The following is a 16,287-nucleotide window of genomic DNA, read 5'->3' on the forward strand; positions in this document are numbered from 1 at the left end:
CAGCATCTTCCGGGGTGACGCGGTGCGCCGAGATGCGCACCGCAGGAAGGAAGGTGGGACATGACCTTGCTGTATTCACACGATGTCCGAATGGTCGAGGCCTCGGCATCCACTCGCTTGCCGTTGCGGCGGATGTTCAGGCGGATCCGTGCCGTGTTTCGGACCATCCACCGCTCGATCGCGGCGGCGAAGATCCACCGGCTGCGCAACGAGCTGTTGCTGCATCGCGGCCACGAGGACTGGGCCAAGATGAACCTGAATATCGGCATGCTCGGCAGCGACGCCGAGAAATATCCGCGGCCGCCGGTCGTGCTCGGCGAGAAGTGGGATTACTGAGATGCGCGCCGCTCTGTCGACCGCTGCCGTCACCGTGCTGCGCCGCGCGGGCGAGCAGCTGTTCAAATTCCTCGCCTGGATCGGCGAGGAGCCGATCACCGTCTACCGGCCCGAGGCCCGTTACATGCGCGGACCCGGACCGGCCTGGCGGGCCAAGCATCAAGGCGGTCAGGTCGCCTCGCTTCGCCGCGTCAGGTGATCGAGCAGGTTCATCGGCAGCGGAAACACCACGGTCGATGAACGCTCATTGGCGATGTCGTGCAGCGCCGCGAAATAGCGCAGCTGCATCGCCTGCGGCTCCTGGGCGAGGATCCGTCCGGCCTCGACCAGCTTCTCGGCGGCCTGCTGCTCGCCCATCGCGTTGATCACCTTGGCGCGCCGCAGCCGCTCCGCCTCGGCCTGCTTGGCGATCGCCCGCACCATGGTCTCATTGATATCGACATCCTTGATCTCGATGCCGGTGACCTTGATGCCCCAGACGTCGGTCTGCTTGTCGAGGATCTCCTGAATATCGGCGTTCAGCCGGTCGCGTTCGGCCAGCATCTCGTCGAGCTCGTGCTTGCCGAGCACCGAGCGCAGCGTGGTCTGGGCGAGCTGGCTGGTCGCGGCCATGTAGTCGCTGACCTTGATGATGGCGCGCTCGGGGTCGACGATGCGGAAATACAGCACGGCGTTGACCTTGACCGAGACGTTGTCGCGCGAGATCACGTCCTGCGGCGGCACCACCTGCACCACCACGCGCAGATCGACTTTCACCAGCTGCTGCACCACCGGAATCAGCAGGAACAGGCCCGGGCCCTTGACGCCGGTGAAGCGGCCGAGCGTGAACACGACGCCGCGCTCATATTCGCGCAGCACGCGGATCGCCTGCGACAGAAAGATCACGACCAGCAGCGCGATCGCCGCATAGGTGAAATAATCGAGCATCATACTGAGCCTCCCTCGCCGGTGACCGGGGCGCGCCGCACCACCAGCGTCAAATCGATGATATTGGCGACCTCGACCCTGTCGCCTGAGCTGAACGCCTCGGCGCCGCGCGCCTGCCAGCGCTCGCCATTGGCGAAGACGTGGCCTGAGGTGCCGGACCAGTCGAGCACCTCGGCGGACAGGCCCTGCATTGCCTGCGCGCCGGTCAGCACCGGTCCCTTGGCGGCGCGGCGCAGCGCGCCGAGCACGGCCACCAGGAAGGCGGCGAAGGCCGCGGTGGTGATGCCGATCACCCACCATGACAGGGTGTAGCCGGGCGCCTCGATCCGAAACAGCATCAGCGCGCCGAGCACGAACGCGATCAGCCCGCCGACGCCGACCACGACCGTCGGGGTGAAGGCCTCCACGGCAAGCAGGCCGATGCCGACCAGCATCAGCGCGAAGCCGGCATAGTTGACCGGCAGCAGATTGAGCGCATAGAGGCCGAGCAGCAGGCAGATCGTGCCGACCACACCGGGGCCGATCAAGCCGGGCGACATGAACTCGAAGATCAACCCGTAGATGCCGACCATCAGCAGGATGAAGGCGACGTTGGGGTCGGTGATGACAGCAAGGAAGCGCGCAATCCAGCCAGGATCGATCGCCTCGCGCGTGGCATCCTTGGTCGCGAGGCGCTGCGTCTTGCCGCCGGCGACCTCGACCTCGCGGCCGTCGACCTGCTTGAGCAGCTCCGCCTCGTCACGTGCGATGAATTCGATCGCCTTGGCCTGCAGCGCGCCGTTGGCGGTCAGCGTGGCGGCCTCGCGCACCGCCTTCTCGGCCCAGTCGGCGTTGCGGCCGCGCAGCTCGGCGAGGCTGCGGATGAAGGCGACGGCGTCGTTGGTCGCCTTCGCCGACATGGCATCTTTCGGCTCGTCCTTCTTGTCCTTGCCGTCCTTGTCGGGCGCGCCGGGCAGGCCCGGAAATGCGCCGCCGATCTGCACCGGCGTCGCGGCGCCGATATTGGTGCCCGGCGCCATCGCCGCGAGATGCGTCGCATAGAGGATGTAGGTGCCGGCGCTCGCCGCGTGGGCGCCGGACGGCGCGACATAGCCGATGACAGGAACGGGCGAGGCGAGCACGTCGGCGATGATCTCGCGCATGCTGGTGTTGAGGCCGCCCGGCGTGTTGAGGCGCAGCACGACGACTTCGGCGCGGCGTTCGGCGGCTTTTGCCAATGCGCTCTTCACATAGCTGGCCGACGCTGGCCCGATCGCGCCGTCGATCGCAATGGTCAGGGCAAGGCGGCTGTTCTCCTCCGCGCCGCAGGGGCGGATCGATACAGACAGAGCAACGATCGCTATCGCCGCAACGAGGGCCGCCCTTAGCGTTTGCACGGCAAGCACTCCCTTGCCGAGGATATGGGGCGCCGCGGGCCAAGCTCAATATGGGCGTGATGTCACGGCACTGTGCAAGCGGGCCATTGTGCGTTGCGATGGCAGCGTTGGCCGGTCTCACTGCGCGGCGGCGAGGTACTCGTCGGCAAGGCAGGACATCGCGTCCGCGACCTCGGCCTTCGCCGCGGCGTCGAGCGGCGCGATCGGCAGCCGCGTTGCCGGCTCGATGAAGCCGAGCAGCGCCAGCGCGAATTTCAGGGCGGCGGGATGCTCGCGCTCGAGCAGCGTGGCGAGCGGCACCAGCCGCCGGTGCAGATAACGCGCCGGCTGCAGACGGCCTTCGCGAAGATTGCGGTACACGGCCACGCACAAATCGGGCGCGACATTGGTCATCGCCGAGACGCAGCCATGGCCGCCGGCGGCGAGCCAGGCGAGCGACGTCGCGTCGTCGCCGGTCAGCAGCCGGAACGCCGCCGGCAGCCGCGGCTGCAGCCGCAGCAGCCGGGCGAGGTCGCCGCTGCCGTCGCGCAGGCCGGCGAATTGCGGCGAGGCCGCGCTCGACCAGCGTGTCGTCGGGCAGGCCCTTGACGGTGCGCGAGGGAATATCGTGCAGGATGACCGGCAGCGTCGTCGCAGCGGCGACGGCGCGGAAATGCGCCGCCATGCCCTGCGGCATCGGCCTGACGTAATAGGGCACGACGGTCATGATGGCGTCGGCGCCGGCTTGCTCCACGGCGCGGGTGAACGCGACGGCGCGGTCGGTCGCATTCGAGCCGGCGCCGGCGATGATGCGCGCGCGCCCCCGCGCAATGCCGGCGGCGATGCGGACCAGCTGCTCGCGCTCGAGAAATTCCAGCGTCGCATTCTCGCCGGCGGTTTCGCCGACCACCAGCGCGGTGGCTCCGGCCGCGACCTGGCGCTCGCACAGCCGGCCAAAGGCGGCGATGTCGATCTCGCCGCGATCGTTGAAAGGGGTCGGAAGATCGGGAATGAAACCCGACAGCCATTCGGCCGAGGCCGCGCGCGATGTCATCGGTGGCTCAAGCCACGCGGCGTGCGGGGAAGGTGGCGGCTTCGCCGGCCATATCGAGCTCGATCTCACGCGACAGCTCGATGATCATTTCGGGGTGTTGGCCGTTCTCGAACAGCGCGTATTTGACGGCCTGGGCGCGGTTGACGAACAGGCCGCCAAACAGGCCGTTCTGTTGCTGGGCGACCCACTGGCCGCGACGGTTGCGGCCGATGAAGACAATGGAAGACGCTGTACTACACGAAGGAGGTTCGACGAGTTTCACGTTGGTTAGTCCTTGTAATGACATTCACGCGATCAGTGTGTGATGTCAGGGATATGAAATCGAGCGCGACAGCCGAGCGACTTCATAGGAACGGCATAGGATTTTGAGGGAGGAATTCAGAGCCGCTGCACGATGCCGGTGGTGAGCGCGCACAGCGCGGCATAGCCCGCCATCTCGTCCCAGTGATTGAGCTGGGCGGTAAACGGCGGCTCGCGCCTGACAACGGCGACCACGGCGCAGATCAGCGCCGACATCCACAACAGCACGACCAGGCCCTTGCCGAAGCCGACATTGGCGAACATGGCAAGGCCGGTCATGATGGCGAGGCGGAATCCGAACCTGACCAGCACCTGCACCGGGCGCAGCGCGCGCGACAGATCCTTGGCGCCCATGGCGGTGCCGCCGTCAGCCGAAATTGTCGGTGAGCAGCGGCTCGTAGAGCGCGCCGGCGTCGCGGCGGACGCTGGGCACGCTGGGCCGGCTCTCGGGCGCGCTGATCCGCTGCGCCTCGACAAAGGCGCTCAGGATCGCGAGCGCGAGATCCGCGTGGTTCGTTTCGACCGACTGGTCGAGCCAGTCCGGCAGCTCGCGTTGCCGCGACAGCGCGCAGTGCCACTCGCCCTCGTCATAGACCAGGCGGCGGACTTGCCATTGCGGCAGCTCGAGATCGATCAGCGCCAGCGCCGCATCGGTCCATGCGCCGGATAGAATCAGGCGCTCGACCCGCGAGCTCTTGACGCTCTGTCCGGCCGAGGGAAAGCGCCGGCAGCTTTGCCTGACGATGTCGGCCATGAACTCGGCCGTGACCGCATAGGCGTCGCGCAGCCGCTCGGCGAGCGCGGTGGAGGTGTGTTGTGCATACAGTGACATGACTTGATCTCGTTCACGCGCGGCCCAACACGTTGGCCGCACGCCCAAAATGACTGGGCCGCCATTTGAATACGAGATGAGGGCAGGGGCCGAGATATAGGGATTCCATAAAGGTTCCGTCGTCCGTGCGCGGGCCGGATCGAGCACCGCCAGTTTCGGCTGCGATTCGCCGGGCTCGTGGGCAGCTGTCTGCGCCAGCATCCGAGCACGCCGCCCTCTAGCGTCGCCAAGACGGTGTCAACCCCATGCGACTATCAGTCATATGGTTCTACCTGAGATTGATGCCACGCTGACGCGGCGCTATGGTTTCACGAGCTGGGGAGGCCGACGCCAGGTGGCATCTCCCGCGAACCGTCGCCGCTCGAGAACGCATGCGTACCGTCGTTTCGTGGTTACGCAATCCCGTGGGATCTGCCGCCCCGGTCATTTGCGGCTCAGTCAATGGAGGTGTCTGAAATGGCCCGACTTGTCCAAGAGTTTATCGCGGGATCAGATCCGGTTCGTTCGATCTCGGTCTCGGGCAACGGTCAGCGAATGGCGTCGACGACCGGCCGCATGACTGACGGTGTGCGGTTTTGGAACGTGCAATCCGGCGGGCTGCTCCACACGTTTTCCCCGGTCGATGACCAGGATGAAATCAGCGGGGTGGCGTTGTCTCCGGAAGGATTTTTCCTTGCGGCAGCCACCCATCACTATTTGCTGCTGTGGGACATCGAGGCCGGCCGGCAGATCGGCACAGTCGAAACGCCCTTCGGCGGCACCAGTGTCGTCTTTTCCCGTGATGGATCCTTCATTCTCTTCACGCATGGTCATCGCTATTCGCGCTTCGACACGGCGCTCGCGCTGAAGATGGAGCACGATCTGCAGAGCGGGCCGATATCCTCACCATCGCTGTCGGCGGGCGGACGGTTCGCGGCTTCGATCCACGAGCCCGGCCAACCCAACATCATCGTCTACGATCTCCTCAATGACCGGGCGTCGTTGAAGACGTCTCAGAATGGGGTCTACTCCGCCGTTGCGATGGGCCCGGATGACGGTGTCGTGCTGACGGGCAACATCCACGGCAAGCTGGAGACCCTGAACGCGCAGACCGGTGACTCGATCCGCAAGTTCGACCTCCCGGGTCATTCAAGGAACGTGACCAGCGTCGTGTTCTCGCCCGACGGCAGCCTGGCATTGTCTGGCAGCGAGGACTTCTCCGCGAAGCTTTGGGACGTGAATACCGGAAGGGAACTCGATACGCTCGACCATGGTCACGGATTCGTGTCGTGCGTCGCCTTCTTGCCCAACGGAAAGCTCGCGCTCACCGGCGGGCATGACAACAAGGTGAAGCTCTGGGAGCTCGCGCCATAGCGCATATCCTCCGCTAGGTGAGCGTTTCCGGCCAATTCCGTCCAATCCCGGAATTGGTCAAGGGATATCGGTCAAGCGATGTCATCTGCAATTGCGCGTCGCATGACGCTACCGTTGCGGCCTGCGCAGGGCTGGCACTTATAGGATTCCTATAACGTGCTTATGCGCGCCCTCTCGAAAACCTATGCCCCGGATGGCACTTCACGGCAATCCGGCACGGGGTGCTTATGCGCCTCCCGTGGCCTGTGACGCATAGGAGTCTCTCATGATGGACATTGTCATGGCGGCGCTTGCGATCGGCCTGTTCGCGGCCGGCATCGGCTACGCCTACGCCTGCGAACGGCTGTAAGGGAGGCGGCGATGATCTTCGACTATTCGCTCGCCGGCCTCGTCTCGCTCGGCCTGCTGTTCTACCTCACCTACGCATTGCTGCGCCCCGAACGCTTCTAGGCATCAGCCATGCTCGCACTTTGCCAGATCCTCGTCGCCGACGCGGTGCTGACCGGGCTGTTGCTCGGCGTGTTCGCGTCGCTGCTGCGTCACGCGCCCATTCGAAAGGTTTGACTTCGATGACCGTCATCGGCTGGATTCAAATTATTCTGTTCTGCGCCATCGTCGCCGCGCTGGTCAAACCGCTCGGCGGCTACATGACCCGCGTGTTCAGCGGCGAGCGCACCTTCCTCTCGCCGGTGCTGCGGCCGGTCGAGCGCGGCATCTACTGGGTCGGCGGCGTCGACGAGCGGCGCGAGCAGCACTGGCTGACCTACGCGGTCGCCATGCTGCTGTTCCATGTCGGCGCGTTCTTCCTGATCTACGGCTTGATGCGGCTGCAAGCCGTGCTGCCGTTCAACCCGGCCGGACAGTCCGCGGTCGCCGAGGACCTCTCCTTCAACACCGCGATCTCGTTCCTTACCAACACCAACTGGCAGAACTACGGCGGCGAGAGCACGCTGTCTTATCTGGTCCAGATGCTCGGCCTGACCCCGCAGAACTTCCTGTCGAGCGCGACCGGCATCGCGCTCGCGGTGGCGCTGATCCGCGGCTTTTCGCGCTCCTCGATGCGCACCGTCGGCAGTTTCTGGGTCGACGTGACGCGCTGCACGCTCTACGTGCTGCTGCCGATCTGCATCGTCTATGCGCTGTTCCTGGTTTCGCAGGGCATGCCGCAGACGCTCGGCGCTTATGTCGACGCCACCACGCTGGAGGGCGGCAAGCAGACCATCGCGCTCGGCCCGGTGGCCTCCCAGGTCGCGATCAAGATGCTCGGCACCAATGGCGGCGGTTTCTTCAACGCCAACGCCGCGCACCCGTTCGAGAACCCGACCGCGCTGTCGAACCTCGTGCAGATGGTCTCGATCTTCGCGATCGGCGCTGCGCTCACCAACGTGTTCGGCCGCATGGTCGGCAACGAGCGCCAGGGCTGGGCGATCTTCGCCGTGATGGGCATCCTGTTCATCGCCGGCGTCGCCGTCACCTATTGGGCCGAAGCCAACGGCACCTCGACCCTGCAGGCGCTTGGGCTGACCGGCGGCAACATGGAGGGCAAGGAGGTCCGCTTCGGCATCGTCGCGTCCTCGCTGTTCGCCGTCATCACCACCGCGGCATCCTGCGGCGCGGTCAACGCCATGCATGACAGCTTCACCGCGCTCGGCGGCATGATCCCGCTGATCAACATGCAGCTCGGCGAACTGATCATCGGCGGCGTCGGCGCCGGCCTTTACGGCATGCTGCTGTTCGTCGTGCTGGCGATCTTCGTTGCCGGCCTGATGGTCGGCCGCACCCCGGAATATGTCGGCAAGAAGATCGAGGCGCGCGAGGTCAAGATGGCGATGCTCGCGATCCTGGTGCTGCCGCTAATGTATCTCGGCTGGAGTGCCGTCGCGGTGGTGCTGCCGTCGGCGGTGGCCTCGATCGCCAATCCCGGCCCGCACGGCTTCACCGAGGTGCTCTACGCTTATACCTCGGCGACCGCCAACAACGGCTCGGCCTTCGCCGGCCTGACCGGCAACACCTTCTTCTACAATCTGACGCTTGCCATGGCGATGTTCGTCGGCCGCTTCTTCATGATCGTGCCGGCGATGGCGATCGCGGGCTCGCTGGTGGAGAAGAAGTCGATCCCGGCCTCGGTCGGGACGTTCCCGACCACCGGCGGGCTGTTCGTCGGCCTCGTCATCGGCGTGATCCTGATCATCGGCGGCCTGACCTTCTTCCCGGCGCTGGCGCTCGGGCCGATCGTCGAGCACCTCGCGATGAACGCCCACACCCTGTTCTGACCTGATACGTCCGGAGTGACATCCATGGAAACCATGAAACTGCAGAAGCAGGTGACGGCGTCGACCATGCTCGACCCGAAGATCCTGGTGCCGGCGATCGCGTCGGCGTTCGTCAAGCTCGATCCGCGGCTGATGGCGAAGAACCCCGTGATGTTCGTCGTCGAGGTGGTGGCCGCGCTGACCACGGTGATCTTCGTCCGCGACCTCGTGACCGGTGGCGCCAATCTCGGCTTCACCTTCCAGATCATCATCTGGCTCTGGTTCACGGTGCTGTTCGCCAACTTCGCCGAGGCGGTCGCCGAAGGCCGCGGCAAGGCGCAGGCGGAATCGCTGAAGAAGACCCGGACCGAGAGCCAGGCCAAGCTCCTGACCGGCACCGACCGGACCTATCGCATGGTGCCCGGCACCTCGCTGAAGGTCGGCGACGTCGTGCTGGTCGAGGCCGGCGACAACATCCCGTCCGACGGCGAGGTGATCGAAGGCGTCGCCTCGGTCAACGAGGCCGCCATCACCGGCGAGTCCGCGCCTGTGATCCGCGAATCCGGCGGCGACCGTTCGGCGGTCACCGGGGGCACCCAGGTGCTGTCGGACTGGATCCGCGTTCGCATCACCGCAGCCCAAGGCTCGACCTTCATCGACCGCATGATCAAGCTGGTTGAAGGCGCCGAGCGGCAGAAGACGCCGAACGAGATCGCGCTGAACATCCTCTTGGCCGGCCTCACCATCATCTTCGTGTTCGCGACGGTGACGATCCCGAGCTATGCCGCCTATGCCGGCGGCTCGATCTCGGTCGTGGTGCTGGTGGCGCTGTTCGTCACCCTGATCCCGACCACGATCGGCGCGCTGCTGTCGGCGATCGGCATCGCCGGCATGGACCGCCTGGTGCGCTTCAACGTGCTGGCGATGTCCGGCCGCGCGGTCGAAGCCGCCGGCGACGTCGACACGCTGCTGCTCGACAAGACCGGCACCATCACGCTCGGCAACCGCCAGGCCACCGCGTTCCGGCCGATCCGCGGCGTCACCGAGCAGGACCTGGCGGATGCCGCCCAGCTCGCCTCGCTCGCCGACGAAACCCCGGAAGGCCGCTCCATCGTGGTGCTGGCCAAAGAGAAGTACGGCATCCGCGGCCGTGACATGCACGAGCTCGCGGCGACCTTCGTGCCGTTCACCGCGCAGACCCGCATGAGCGGCATCGACGCCGGCTCTTCGTCGGTCCGCAAGGGCGCGGTGGATGCGATCCTCGGCTATGTCGAGGGCGGCGAGCCTCGCACCGTCGCCTCCGGCAACACGGTCCGCTCGATCGCGGCGACGATGAGCGCCGAGGCGCGCGAGATCCAGGCGATTGCCGACGAGATCGCCAAGGCCGGCGGCACCCCGCTGGCCGTGGCCAAGGACGGCAAGCTGCTCGGCGTCGTGCACCTGAAGGACATCGTCAAGGGCGGTATCCGCGAGCGCTTTGCCGAGCTGCGCCGGATGGGCATCCGCACCGTGATGATCACCGGCGACAACCCGATGACCGCGGCCGCGATCGCCGCCGAAGCCGGCGTCGACGACTTCCTGGCGCAGGCCACCCCCGAGGACAAGCTCAAGCTGATCCGCGACGAGCAGTCCAAGGGCAAGCTGGTGGCGATGTGCGGCGACGGCACCAACGACGCGCCGGCGCTCGCGCAGGCCGACGTCGGCGTCGCCATGAACACCGGCACCCAGGCCGCGCGCGAGGCCGGCAACATGGTCGACCTCGACTCCAACCCGACCAAGCTGATCGAGGTGGTCGAGATCGGCAAGCAGCTCTTGATGACCCGTGGCGCGCTGACCACGTTCTCGATCGCCAACGACGTCGCAAAGTACTTTGCGATCATCCCGGCGATGTTCCTCGCGTTCTATCCGCAGCTTCAGGTGCTGAACATCATGCACCTCGCGAGCCCGCAGAGCGCGATCCTGTCGGCGATCATCTTCAACGCGCTGATCATCATCGCGCTGATCCCGCTGGCCCTGAAAGGCGTCAAGTATCGTGCAATCGGTGCCGGCGCGCTGCTCAGCCGCAACCTGATGATCTACGGCGTCGGCGGCATCATCATTCCGTTCATCGGCATCAAGGCGATCGACCTCTTGGTCGCCGCCCTGGGCCTGGCCTGACCACCCCGTCATTGCGAGCGCAGCGAAGCAATCCATCTGTCCGCGAAGAAAGTGTGGATTGCTTCGTCGCTTCGCTCCTCGCAATGACGACAGAGACTTCGGAGACCTGTCATGTTGAGAGAAATTCGCCCCGCCATTCTGGTCCTGGTCCTGCTGACCGCGATCACCGGCCTCGCCTATCCGCTCGCCATCACCGGGATCGCCGGCGTTATTTTCCCGCGACAGGCGCAGGGCAGCCTGATCGAGAAGGACGGCAAGGTGATCGGCTCCGCCCTGATCGGGCAGGAGTTCAAGGAGGATAAGTACTTCCACGGCCGGCCGTCGGCAACGCTGGCGCCCGATCCGAACGATTCCACCAAGACCGTGCCGGCGCCGTATAACGCGGCCAATTCCGGCGGCTCCAACCTCGGCCCGACCAGCAAGGCGCTGGCCGACCGCCTGAAGGATGATGTCGAGAAGCTGAAGGCCGAGAACCCCAACGCTCAGGTGCCGGTCGATCTCGTCACGACGTCCGCCAGCGGGCTCGATCCCGACATCTCGCCGGAGGCCGCGCTGTTCCAGGTGCCGCGGGTCGCCAAGGCGCGCGGCATGTCCGCGGATGCGGTGCGCGAGCTGGTGACGCAGAACACGCAGGGCCGCTTTGCCGGCGTGCTCGGCGAGCCACGCGTTAACGTTCTTGCGCTCAACCTGGCGCTGGACGGCGCCGGCGCGAAATAGGGGAGTAGGCTCGATCCGCCGGGATGACTATATTGCGGTATGGCCAGTCAGCGCCGCGACCCTGAAAAAAGACCCTCGCCGGATGCGCTGCTGGAGGCGGCGCGCCGGGAGACCGATCGTTCCGGGCGGCTGAAGATCTTCATCGGCGCCGCCCCCGGCGTCGGCAAGACCTACGAGATGCTGCAGAGCGCGCACGGCCGCCTCAAGGCGGGCGTCGATGTCGTGGTCGGCGTGGTCGAGACCCACGGACGGGTCGAGACCGAGGCGCTGGTGAAGGGCCTCGAAGTGGTGCCACGCAAGCGCCTCGCCTACCGCGACCAGACCCTCGAGGAGATGGACCTCGACGCCGTGCTGGCGCGGCGTCCGCAGCTCGCGCTGGTCGACGAGCTCGCCCATACCAACGCGCCGGGCAGCCGGCACCCCAAGCGCTATCTCGACGTCGAGGAATTGCTGTCGAACGGCATCGACGTCTACACCGCGATCAACATCCAGCACATCGAAAGCCTCAACGACGTGGTCGCGCAGATCACCCATGTGCGGGTGCGCGAGACCGTGCCGGACTCGGTGATCGATCGCGCCGACGCCATCGAGCTGATCGACCTCACCCCCGACGACCTGATCCAGCGGCTGAAGGAGGGCAAGGTTTATGTGCCGCGGCAGGCGGAGCGGGCGTTGGAGCATTATTTCTCGCCGGGCAATCTGACCGCGCTGCGCGAGCTGGCGCTGCGCCGCACCGCCGAGCGGGTCGACGAACAGCTGCTCAACCACATGCAGGCCAATGCGATCGCCGGCCCCTGGGCGGCGGGCGAGCGCATTCTGGTCTGCCTCAGCGAAGACCCGCGCGCGGCCGGCCTCGTGCGCTACACCAAGCGGCTGGCCGACCGGCTGCATGCGCAATGGACCGCGCTCAGCATCGAGACTCGGCGCAGCCTGCAGCTCAGCGACGAGCAGCGCGACCGGCTCGCCGACACCATGCGGCTGGCCGAATCGCTCGGCGGCGAGGCGCTGACCATTCCCGGGGTCGGCCGCCGCATCGCCGACGACATCATCAGTTTCGCGCAGGCCAACAACGTCACCCAAATCATCATCGGCAAGTCGACGCGCTCGCGCTGGTTCGAGCTGACCCATGGCTCGGTGGTCCATGACCTGGTGCGCCGCGCCGGCAATATCAGCGTCAATGTGATTGCCGGCGACGAGCAGCCGGTCGGCAAGGCGGCGGTGCAGACCGCGCAGCGGCCGGAGCCGTTCAATCCGCGGCCCTATCTGATGTCGCTGCTCTTGGCGGCAATCGGCCTCGGCGCGGCCAAGCTGATCCAGCCGTATTTCGGGATCGAGAACGTCGACCTGGTGTTCCTCACCGCCGTGGTCGGTTCTGCCGCGCGCTATGGCCTGGGGCCGTCGCTGCTGGCCAGCGTCGCCGCCTCGCTGTGCTACAATTTCTTCTTCCTGCCGCCGGTCTACACCTTCACCATCACCGACCCGACCAATGTCGCGGCGTTCTTCTTCTTCATGCTGATCGCGCTCTTGGTCTCCAACGTCGCGGCGCGGGTGCGGATCCAGGCCGATACCGCCCTCAGCCGCGTCCGCACCACCGAGTCGCTCTATGCGTTCAGCCGCAAGCTCGCGGGCACCGCGACGCTGGACGACGTGCTGTGGGCGACGGCCTATCAGATCGCCCTGATGCTGAAGGTGCGGGTGGTGCTGCTGCTGCCCGAGGATGGCGTCCTGACGGTGAAGAGCGGCTATCCGCCGGAGGACCAGCTCGATCAGGCCGATCTCGCCGCCGCCAACTGGGCCTGGGGTAACGACCGCCCGGCCGGCCGCGGCTCGGATACGCTGCCGGGCGGCAAAAGGTTGTTCCTGCCGATGCGCACCGGCCGCGGACCGATCGGCGTGATCGGCGTCGACGACGACCGCACCGGACCGTTGCTGACGCCGGACCAGCGCCGCCTGCTCGACGCGCTGGTCGATCAGGGCGCGCTCGCGATCGAGCGGGTGCTGCTGGTCGAGGACATGGACCGCGTCAAGCGCACGGTCGAATCCGACCGGTTGCGCGGCGCGCTGCTGACCTCGATCTCGCACGACCTCAAGACGCCGCTCGCCTCGGTGCTCGGCTCGGCCTCGACCCTGCGCGATCTCGGCGCCAATTTGAGCGACGCGCAGAAGCATGATCTGCTCGCCACCGTGATCGACGAATCCGAGCGGCTGAATCGGTTTATCGCCAATCTGCTCGACATGACCAAGCTGGAATCCGGCGCGATCGTGCCCAACACCGCGCGGCACGATGTCGGCGAGATCATCGGCAGCGCGCTGCGCCGCGCGGCAAAAATCCTGGTGCATCACAAGGTCTCGCTGGATCTGGCGGCCGACCTGCCGATGCTGGAGCTCGACGCCGTGCTGTTCGAGCAGGTGCTGTTCAATTTGCTCGACAACGCCGCGAAATATGCGCCGTCCGACACCACGATCGCGATCCGCGGCCTCCGTGACCGCGATGCGGTGACGCTGCAGGTGCTCGACGAGGGCAATGGCATTCCGGCGGCCGAGCTGGAAAGCGTGTTCGACAAGTTCTATCGCGCCGAGAAGGGCGACCATGTCCGCCCCGGCACCGGCCTCGGCCTTGCGATCTCGCGCGGCTTCGTCGAGGCGATGCGCGGCACGATCGCGGCGGCGAACCGCTCCGACCGCAGCGGCGCCGTCATCACCATCCGCCTGCCCGTTACGGCGGACACCAACGCGCTGGATACTGCCGCATGAATGCCACGCCGATCAAAGTCCTGGTCATCGACGACGAGCCGCCGATCCGCAAGCTGCTGCGGATGGGCCTGAGCACGCAGGGCTACGACATCCTCGAAGCGTCCAACGGCAAGATCGCCCTGGAGAAACTGGCCGAGGACCCGGCGCTGATCATCCTCGATCTCGGACTGCCCGACATCCAGGGCCACGACCTCCTGCGTATGATCCGCGGCCGTAACGAGGCCGTCCCGATCGTGGTGCTGTCGAGCCGCGGCGACGAGGCCGGCAAGGTGCAGGCGCTCGATCTCGGCGCCGACGACTATCTGACCAAGCCGTTCGGCATGGACGAGCTGCTGGCACGGCTGCGCGCCGCGCTGCGGCACCAGCTGCAGGTGCAGGGCGAGCGGCCGGTGTTCCGCTCCGGCGATCTCTCGGTCGACCTTGTGCGCCGGATCGTCAAGGTCGGCGAGAGGGATATAAAACTGTCGCCGAAGGAGTACGACCTGCTGCGCGTGCTGGTGCAGCACGCCGGCAAGGTGCTGACGCACCGCTTCCTGCTCAAGGAATTGTGGGACGAGCTGACCGACGCGCAATATCTGCGGGTCTATGTGCGCCAGCTGCGCCAGAAGATCGAGGCCGATCCCGAGCGCCCGCAATTCGTGCTCACCGAGACCGGCATCGGCTACCGGCTGCGCGCAGCGGATTAGCTGCGCTCTTGTAGCCGGATGAGGTGAAAGCGATATCCGGGGGCTTCCACGATTTCGGAATTTTGGAAGGGTAATGCTGAGTTGCCCGACGTGTCAAGTGGCTTGGACAATCGCCTGTTCGAGTCGCCGATTCGAGCGCGGTCCACCACCCGCTACCGCCGTCCGCCACCGCCGGCTACTTTGCATGGGGTTGTTTTTCGAGTTTTTTGGCGGCGCGCCCCTGCGAGCCGGATCTGCTCCGGTTCGGAACCTTCGTTCCGATCGAGGATTGGTTTCCTGCACCGGGAGAGAAACCATGGCAAGAAAGTACTCGCGAAAGGCATCGGGCGACGTCGAGCGTGCGATGAAGAAACGCAAGACCGGCACGCTGCGCAGCGGTCGCTCCAAGAAGAAAGTGAAGAGCCGCAAGCAGGCGATCGCGATCGGCCTGTCGGAAGCCCGCGCCAAGGGCAGGAAGGTGCCGAAGAAGGCATCAAAGAAGCGCAAGACGTCGAAGAAGCGCAAGGCTGCGAAGAAGCGGTAGCCCATCCACCGTCATTGCGAGCGAAGCGAAGCAATCCATCCCTCCGCATCTGCGGATCGATGGATTGCTTCCGCCTTCGCTCTTCGAGCTACGGCGGACAAGTCGTCGCTTCGCTCCTCGCAATGACGGTGGAGAGAGTTATCCCGCCTTCCGCCGCCGCGCGCTCGACCGGTGCGACTTCTTTGCCGCACGCCGGTGTGGCGTCTGGCGCCGTGCGGTCGAGCCCGCGCGCCGCGCGCCGCCGCCCTTCAGGCTCTGCTTCAGGGCATCCATCAAATTCACCACGTTGCTCGGCTTCTCCTCGCGCTCGGCGGCCCTGATCGGCTTGCCGGTGGCCTTGCGGCGGACCAGCGCCTTCAGCGCGGTTTCGTACTCGTCCTTGAATTTCGACGGATCGAAATGCGCAGCCTTGCTGTCGAGGATGTGGCCGGCCAGCTCGATCATGTCCTTTGTCACCTTCGGGCTCCTGATGTCCTCGAAATAATCGTCGGCATCGCGCAGCTCGTAGGGGTAGCGCAGCGTGGTGCCGAGCATGCCCTTGTCGAGCGGCTCGATCGCGATGACGTGCTCGCGGTTGGTCAGGACGATGCGGGCCAGCGCGACGCGGTCCTGGTCCTTCATGGCGTCGCGGATCACCGCAAAGGCGTCGACGCCGGCCTTGCCGTCGGGCCGGATGTAATAGGGATGGTCGAGATAGCGCTTGTCGATCTCGCCCTCGGGCACGAAGCTGTCGATGTCGATGGTGTGGTTGCTCTCGATCTGCACCGCCTCGAGCTCGTCCTTCTCGATCTCGACATATTTGCCCTTGCTGACCTCGTAGCCGCGGCCCTTCTGGTCGCCCTCGACGACGTCGCCGGTCTCGGCGTCGACCATCTGCTGCTTGAGCCGGTTGCCGGTCTCGCGATTGATCATGTGGAAGCGGGTTTTTTCGACCGCGGTCGAGGCCGGGTACAGCGCCACCGGGCACGACACCAGCGAGAGTTTGAGCGTGCCTTTCCAGTAGGCGCGGGGAGCGGCCATCATCGTCTCCAAACAGCTTGA

General features: G+C 66.0%; 17 protein-coding genes and 1 pseudogene. 10 read left to right on the forward strand and 8 right to left on the reverse strand.

The window, feature by feature from the left end; genetic code table 11:
- Positions 1-60 precede the first annotated feature (60 nt).
- Entirely contained in the window at positions 61-336 is a 276-nt protein-coding gene (locus tag CI41S_RS36560; protein ID WP_139863911.1) for a hypothetical protein, read from the forward strand.
- Position 337: 1 nt separating this feature from the next.
- A complete protein-coding gene (locus CI41S_RS36565; RefSeq protein ID WP_139863912.1) occupies positions 338-535 on the forward strand; it encodes a hypothetical protein in 198 nt (65 codons plus the stop codon).
- On the opposite strand, the gene CI41S_RS36570 is transcribed toward CI41S_RS36565, so the two are convergent.
- The 7 genes and pseudogenes from CI41S_RS36570 to CI41S_RS36595 all read right to left on the reverse strand — a co-directional run bounded on the left by CI41S_RS36570 (position 505) and on the right by CI41S_RS36595 (position 4,804).
- Positions 505-1,266, reverse strand: a complete 762-nt coding sequence (locus tag CI41S_RS36570; RefSeq protein WP_139485919.1) for a slipin family protein — start codon at positions 1,264-1,266, stop codon at positions 505-507. The two genes, CI41S_RS36565 and CI41S_RS36570, sit on opposite strands and share 31 nt — an antisense overlap.
- Positions 1,263-2,639, reverse strand: coding sequence for an NfeD family protein (locus CI41S_RS36575; protein WP_139863913.1), 1,377 nt, complete (start codon positions 2,637-2,639; stop codon positions 1,263-1,265). The genes CI41S_RS36570 and CI41S_RS36575 overlap by 4 nt, the downstream gene beginning before the upstream one ends.
- Positions 2,640-2,756: 117 nt before the next feature.
- Positions 2,757-3,329, reverse strand: a complete 573-nt coding sequence (locus CI41S_RS45230) for a dihydrodipicolinate synthase family protein (protein ID WP_347339286.1) — start codon at positions 3,327-3,329, stop codon at positions 2,757-2,759.
- Positions 3,265-3,672: pseudogene (locus CI41S_RS45235) on the reverse strand (dihydrodipicolinate synthase family protein); the annotation flags it as partial. The gene CI41S_RS45230 and the pseudogene CI41S_RS45235, both read right to left, overlap by 65 nt.
- 7 nt (positions 3,673-3,679) lie before the next feature.
- Positions 3,680-3,934 carry a hypothetical protein gene (locus CI41S_RS36585; protein ID WP_172628340.1) on the reverse strand — a complete coding sequence of 85 codons (255 nt, stop codon included), beginning with the start codon at positions 3,932-3,934 and terminating at the stop codon, positions 3,680-3,682.
- Between the two features lie 116 nt (positions 3,935-4,050).
- Positions 4,051-4,326 (reverse strand): hypothetical protein, encoded by a 276-nt coding sequence (locus CI41S_RS36590; protein ID WP_139863915.1) that lies wholly within the window; start codon positions 4,324-4,326, stop codon positions 4,051-4,053.
- Between the two features lie 13 nt (positions 4,327-4,339).
- Positions 4,340-4,804 (reverse strand): hypothetical protein, encoded by a 465-nt coding sequence (locus CI41S_RS36595; protein ID WP_139863916.1) that lies wholly within the window; start codon positions 4,802-4,804, stop codon positions 4,340-4,342.
- A 456-nt stretch (positions 4,805-5,260) separates the two neighbouring features.
- Between CI41S_RS36595 and CI41S_RS36600 the strand changes: the two genes are divergently transcribed.
- The 8 genes from CI41S_RS36600 to CI41S_RS36635 all read left to right on the forward strand — a co-directional run bounded on the left by CI41S_RS36600 (position 5,261) and on the right by CI41S_RS36635 (position 15,246).
- The gene (locus CI41S_RS36600; RefSeq protein ID WP_172628341.1) at positions 5,261-6,157 is read left to right on the forward strand and encodes a WD40 repeat domain-containing protein; all 897 of its coding nucleotides are present in this window, start codon (positions 5,261-5,263) and stop codon (positions 6,155-6,157) included.
- Positions 6,158-6,517: 360 nt separating this feature from the next.
- Entirely contained in the window at positions 6,518-6,607 is a 90-nt protein-coding gene (locus CI41S_RS36605; RefSeq protein WP_016846764.1) for a K(+)-transporting ATPase subunit F, read from the forward strand.
- A 119-nt stretch (positions 6,608-6,726) separates the two neighbouring features.
- The gene (gene kdpA, locus CI41S_RS36610; RefSeq protein ID WP_139863918.1) at positions 6,727-8,430 is read left to right on the forward strand and encodes a potassium-transporting ATPase subunit KdpA; all 1,704 of its coding nucleotides are present in this window, start codon (positions 6,727-6,729) and stop codon (positions 8,428-8,430) included.
- Between the two features lie 24 nt (positions 8,431-8,454).
- On the forward strand, positions 8,455-10,566 hold the full coding sequence (gene kdpB, locus CI41S_RS36615) for a potassium-transporting ATPase subunit KdpB (RefSeq protein WP_139863919.1): 2,112 nt from the start codon (positions 8,455-8,457) through the stop codon (positions 10,564-10,566).
- Between the two features lie 111 nt (positions 10,567-10,677).
- Complete coding sequence (locus CI41S_RS36620) at positions 10,678-11,283, forward strand: K(+)-transporting ATPase subunit C (RefSeq protein WP_139863920.1); 606 nt, start codon at positions 10,678-10,680, stop codon at positions 11,281-11,283.
- Between the two features lie 39 nt (positions 11,284-11,322).
- The gene (locus CI41S_RS36625) at positions 11,323-14,037 is read left to right on the forward strand and encodes a sensor histidine kinase (protein WP_139863921.1); all 2,715 of its coding nucleotides are present in this window, start codon (positions 11,323-11,325) and stop codon (positions 14,035-14,037) included.
- Positions 14,034-14,723 (forward strand): response regulator, encoded by a 690-nt coding sequence (locus CI41S_RS36630; protein WP_139485930.1) that lies wholly within the window; start codon positions 14,034-14,036, stop codon positions 14,721-14,723. Before CI41S_RS36625 ends, CI41S_RS36630 begins: the two co-directional genes overlap by 4 nt.
- A 295-nt stretch (positions 14,724-15,018) precedes the next feature.
- Entirely contained in the window at positions 15,019-15,246 is a 228-nt protein-coding gene (locus CI41S_RS36635; RefSeq protein WP_139863922.1) for a DUF6496 domain-containing protein, read from the forward strand.
- A gap of 138 nt (positions 15,247-15,384) precedes the next feature.
- On the opposite strand, the gene ku is transcribed toward CI41S_RS36635, so the two are convergent.
- Positions 15,385-16,266, reverse strand: a complete 882-nt coding sequence (gene ku / locus CI41S_RS36640; protein ID WP_139863923.1) for a non-homologous end joining protein Ku — start codon at positions 16,264-16,266, stop codon at positions 15,385-15,387.
- Positions 16,267-16,287: the final 21 nt, after the last annotated feature.

It is taken from the genome of Bradyrhizobium ivorense (assembly GCF_900696085.1).
Classification (GTDB): domain Bacteria; phylum Pseudomonadota; class Alphaproteobacteria; order Rhizobiales; family Xanthobacteraceae; genus Bradyrhizobium; species Bradyrhizobium ivorense.

Excerpts from the sequence above, each read along its gene's own strand:
- CI41S_RS36635 (WP_139863922.1), top strand. The coding sequence starts at position 15,019 with ATGGCAAGAAAGTACTCGCGAAAGGCATCGGGCGACGTCGAGCGTGCG.
- kdpB (WP_139863919.1), top strand. The coding sequence starts at position 8,455 with ATGGAAACCATGAAACTGCAGAAGCAGGTGACGGCGTCGACCATGCTC.
- CI41S_RS36595 (WP_139863916.1), bottom strand. The coding sequence starts at position 4,804 with ATGTCACTGTATGCACAACACACCTCCACCGCGCTCGCCGAGCGGCTG.
- CI41S_RS36620 (WP_139863920.1), top strand. The coding sequence starts at position 10,678 with ATGTTGAGAGAAATTCGCCCCGCCATTCTGGTCCTGGTCCTGCTGACC.
- CI41S_RS36565 (WP_139863912.1), top strand. The coding sequence starts at position 338 with ATGCGCGCCGCTCTGTCGACCGCTGCCGTCACCGTGCTGCGCCGCGCG.
- CI41S_RS36590 (WP_139863915.1), bottom strand. The coding sequence starts at position 4,326 with ATGGGCGCCAAGGATCTGTCGCGCGCGCTGCGCCCGGTGCAGGTGCTG.
- CI41S_RS36560 (WP_139863911.1), top strand. The coding sequence starts at position 61 with ATGACCTTGCTGTATTCACACGATGTCCGAATGGTCGAGGCCTCGGCA.
- CI41S_RS36630 (WP_139485930.1), top strand. The coding sequence starts at position 14,034 with ATGAATGCCACGCCGATCAAAGTCCTGGTCATCGACGACGAGCCGCCG.
- kdpA (WP_139863918.1), top strand. The coding sequence starts at position 6,727 with ATGACCGTCATCGGCTGGATTCAAATTATTCTGTTCTGCGCCATCGTC.
- ku (WP_139863923.1), bottom strand. The coding sequence starts at position 16,266 with ATGGCCGCTCCCCGCGCCTACTGGAAAGGCACGCTCAAACTCTCGCTG.
- CI41S_RS36625 (WP_139863921.1), top strand. The coding sequence starts at position 11,323 with ATGGCCAGTCAGCGCCGCGACCCTGAAAAAAGACCCTCGCCGGATGCG.
- CI41S_RS36570 (WP_139485919.1), bottom strand. The coding sequence starts at position 1,266 with ATGATGCTCGATTATTTCACCTATGCGGCGATCGCGCTGCTGGTCGTG.
- CI41S_RS36600 (WP_172628341.1), top strand. The coding sequence starts at position 5,261 with ATGGCCCGACTTGTCCAAGAGTTTATCGCGGGATCAGATCCGGTTCGT.
- CI41S_RS36605 (WP_016846764.1), top strand. The coding sequence starts at position 6,518 with ATGATCTTCGACTATTCGCTCGCCGGCCTCGTCTCGCTCGGCCTGCTG.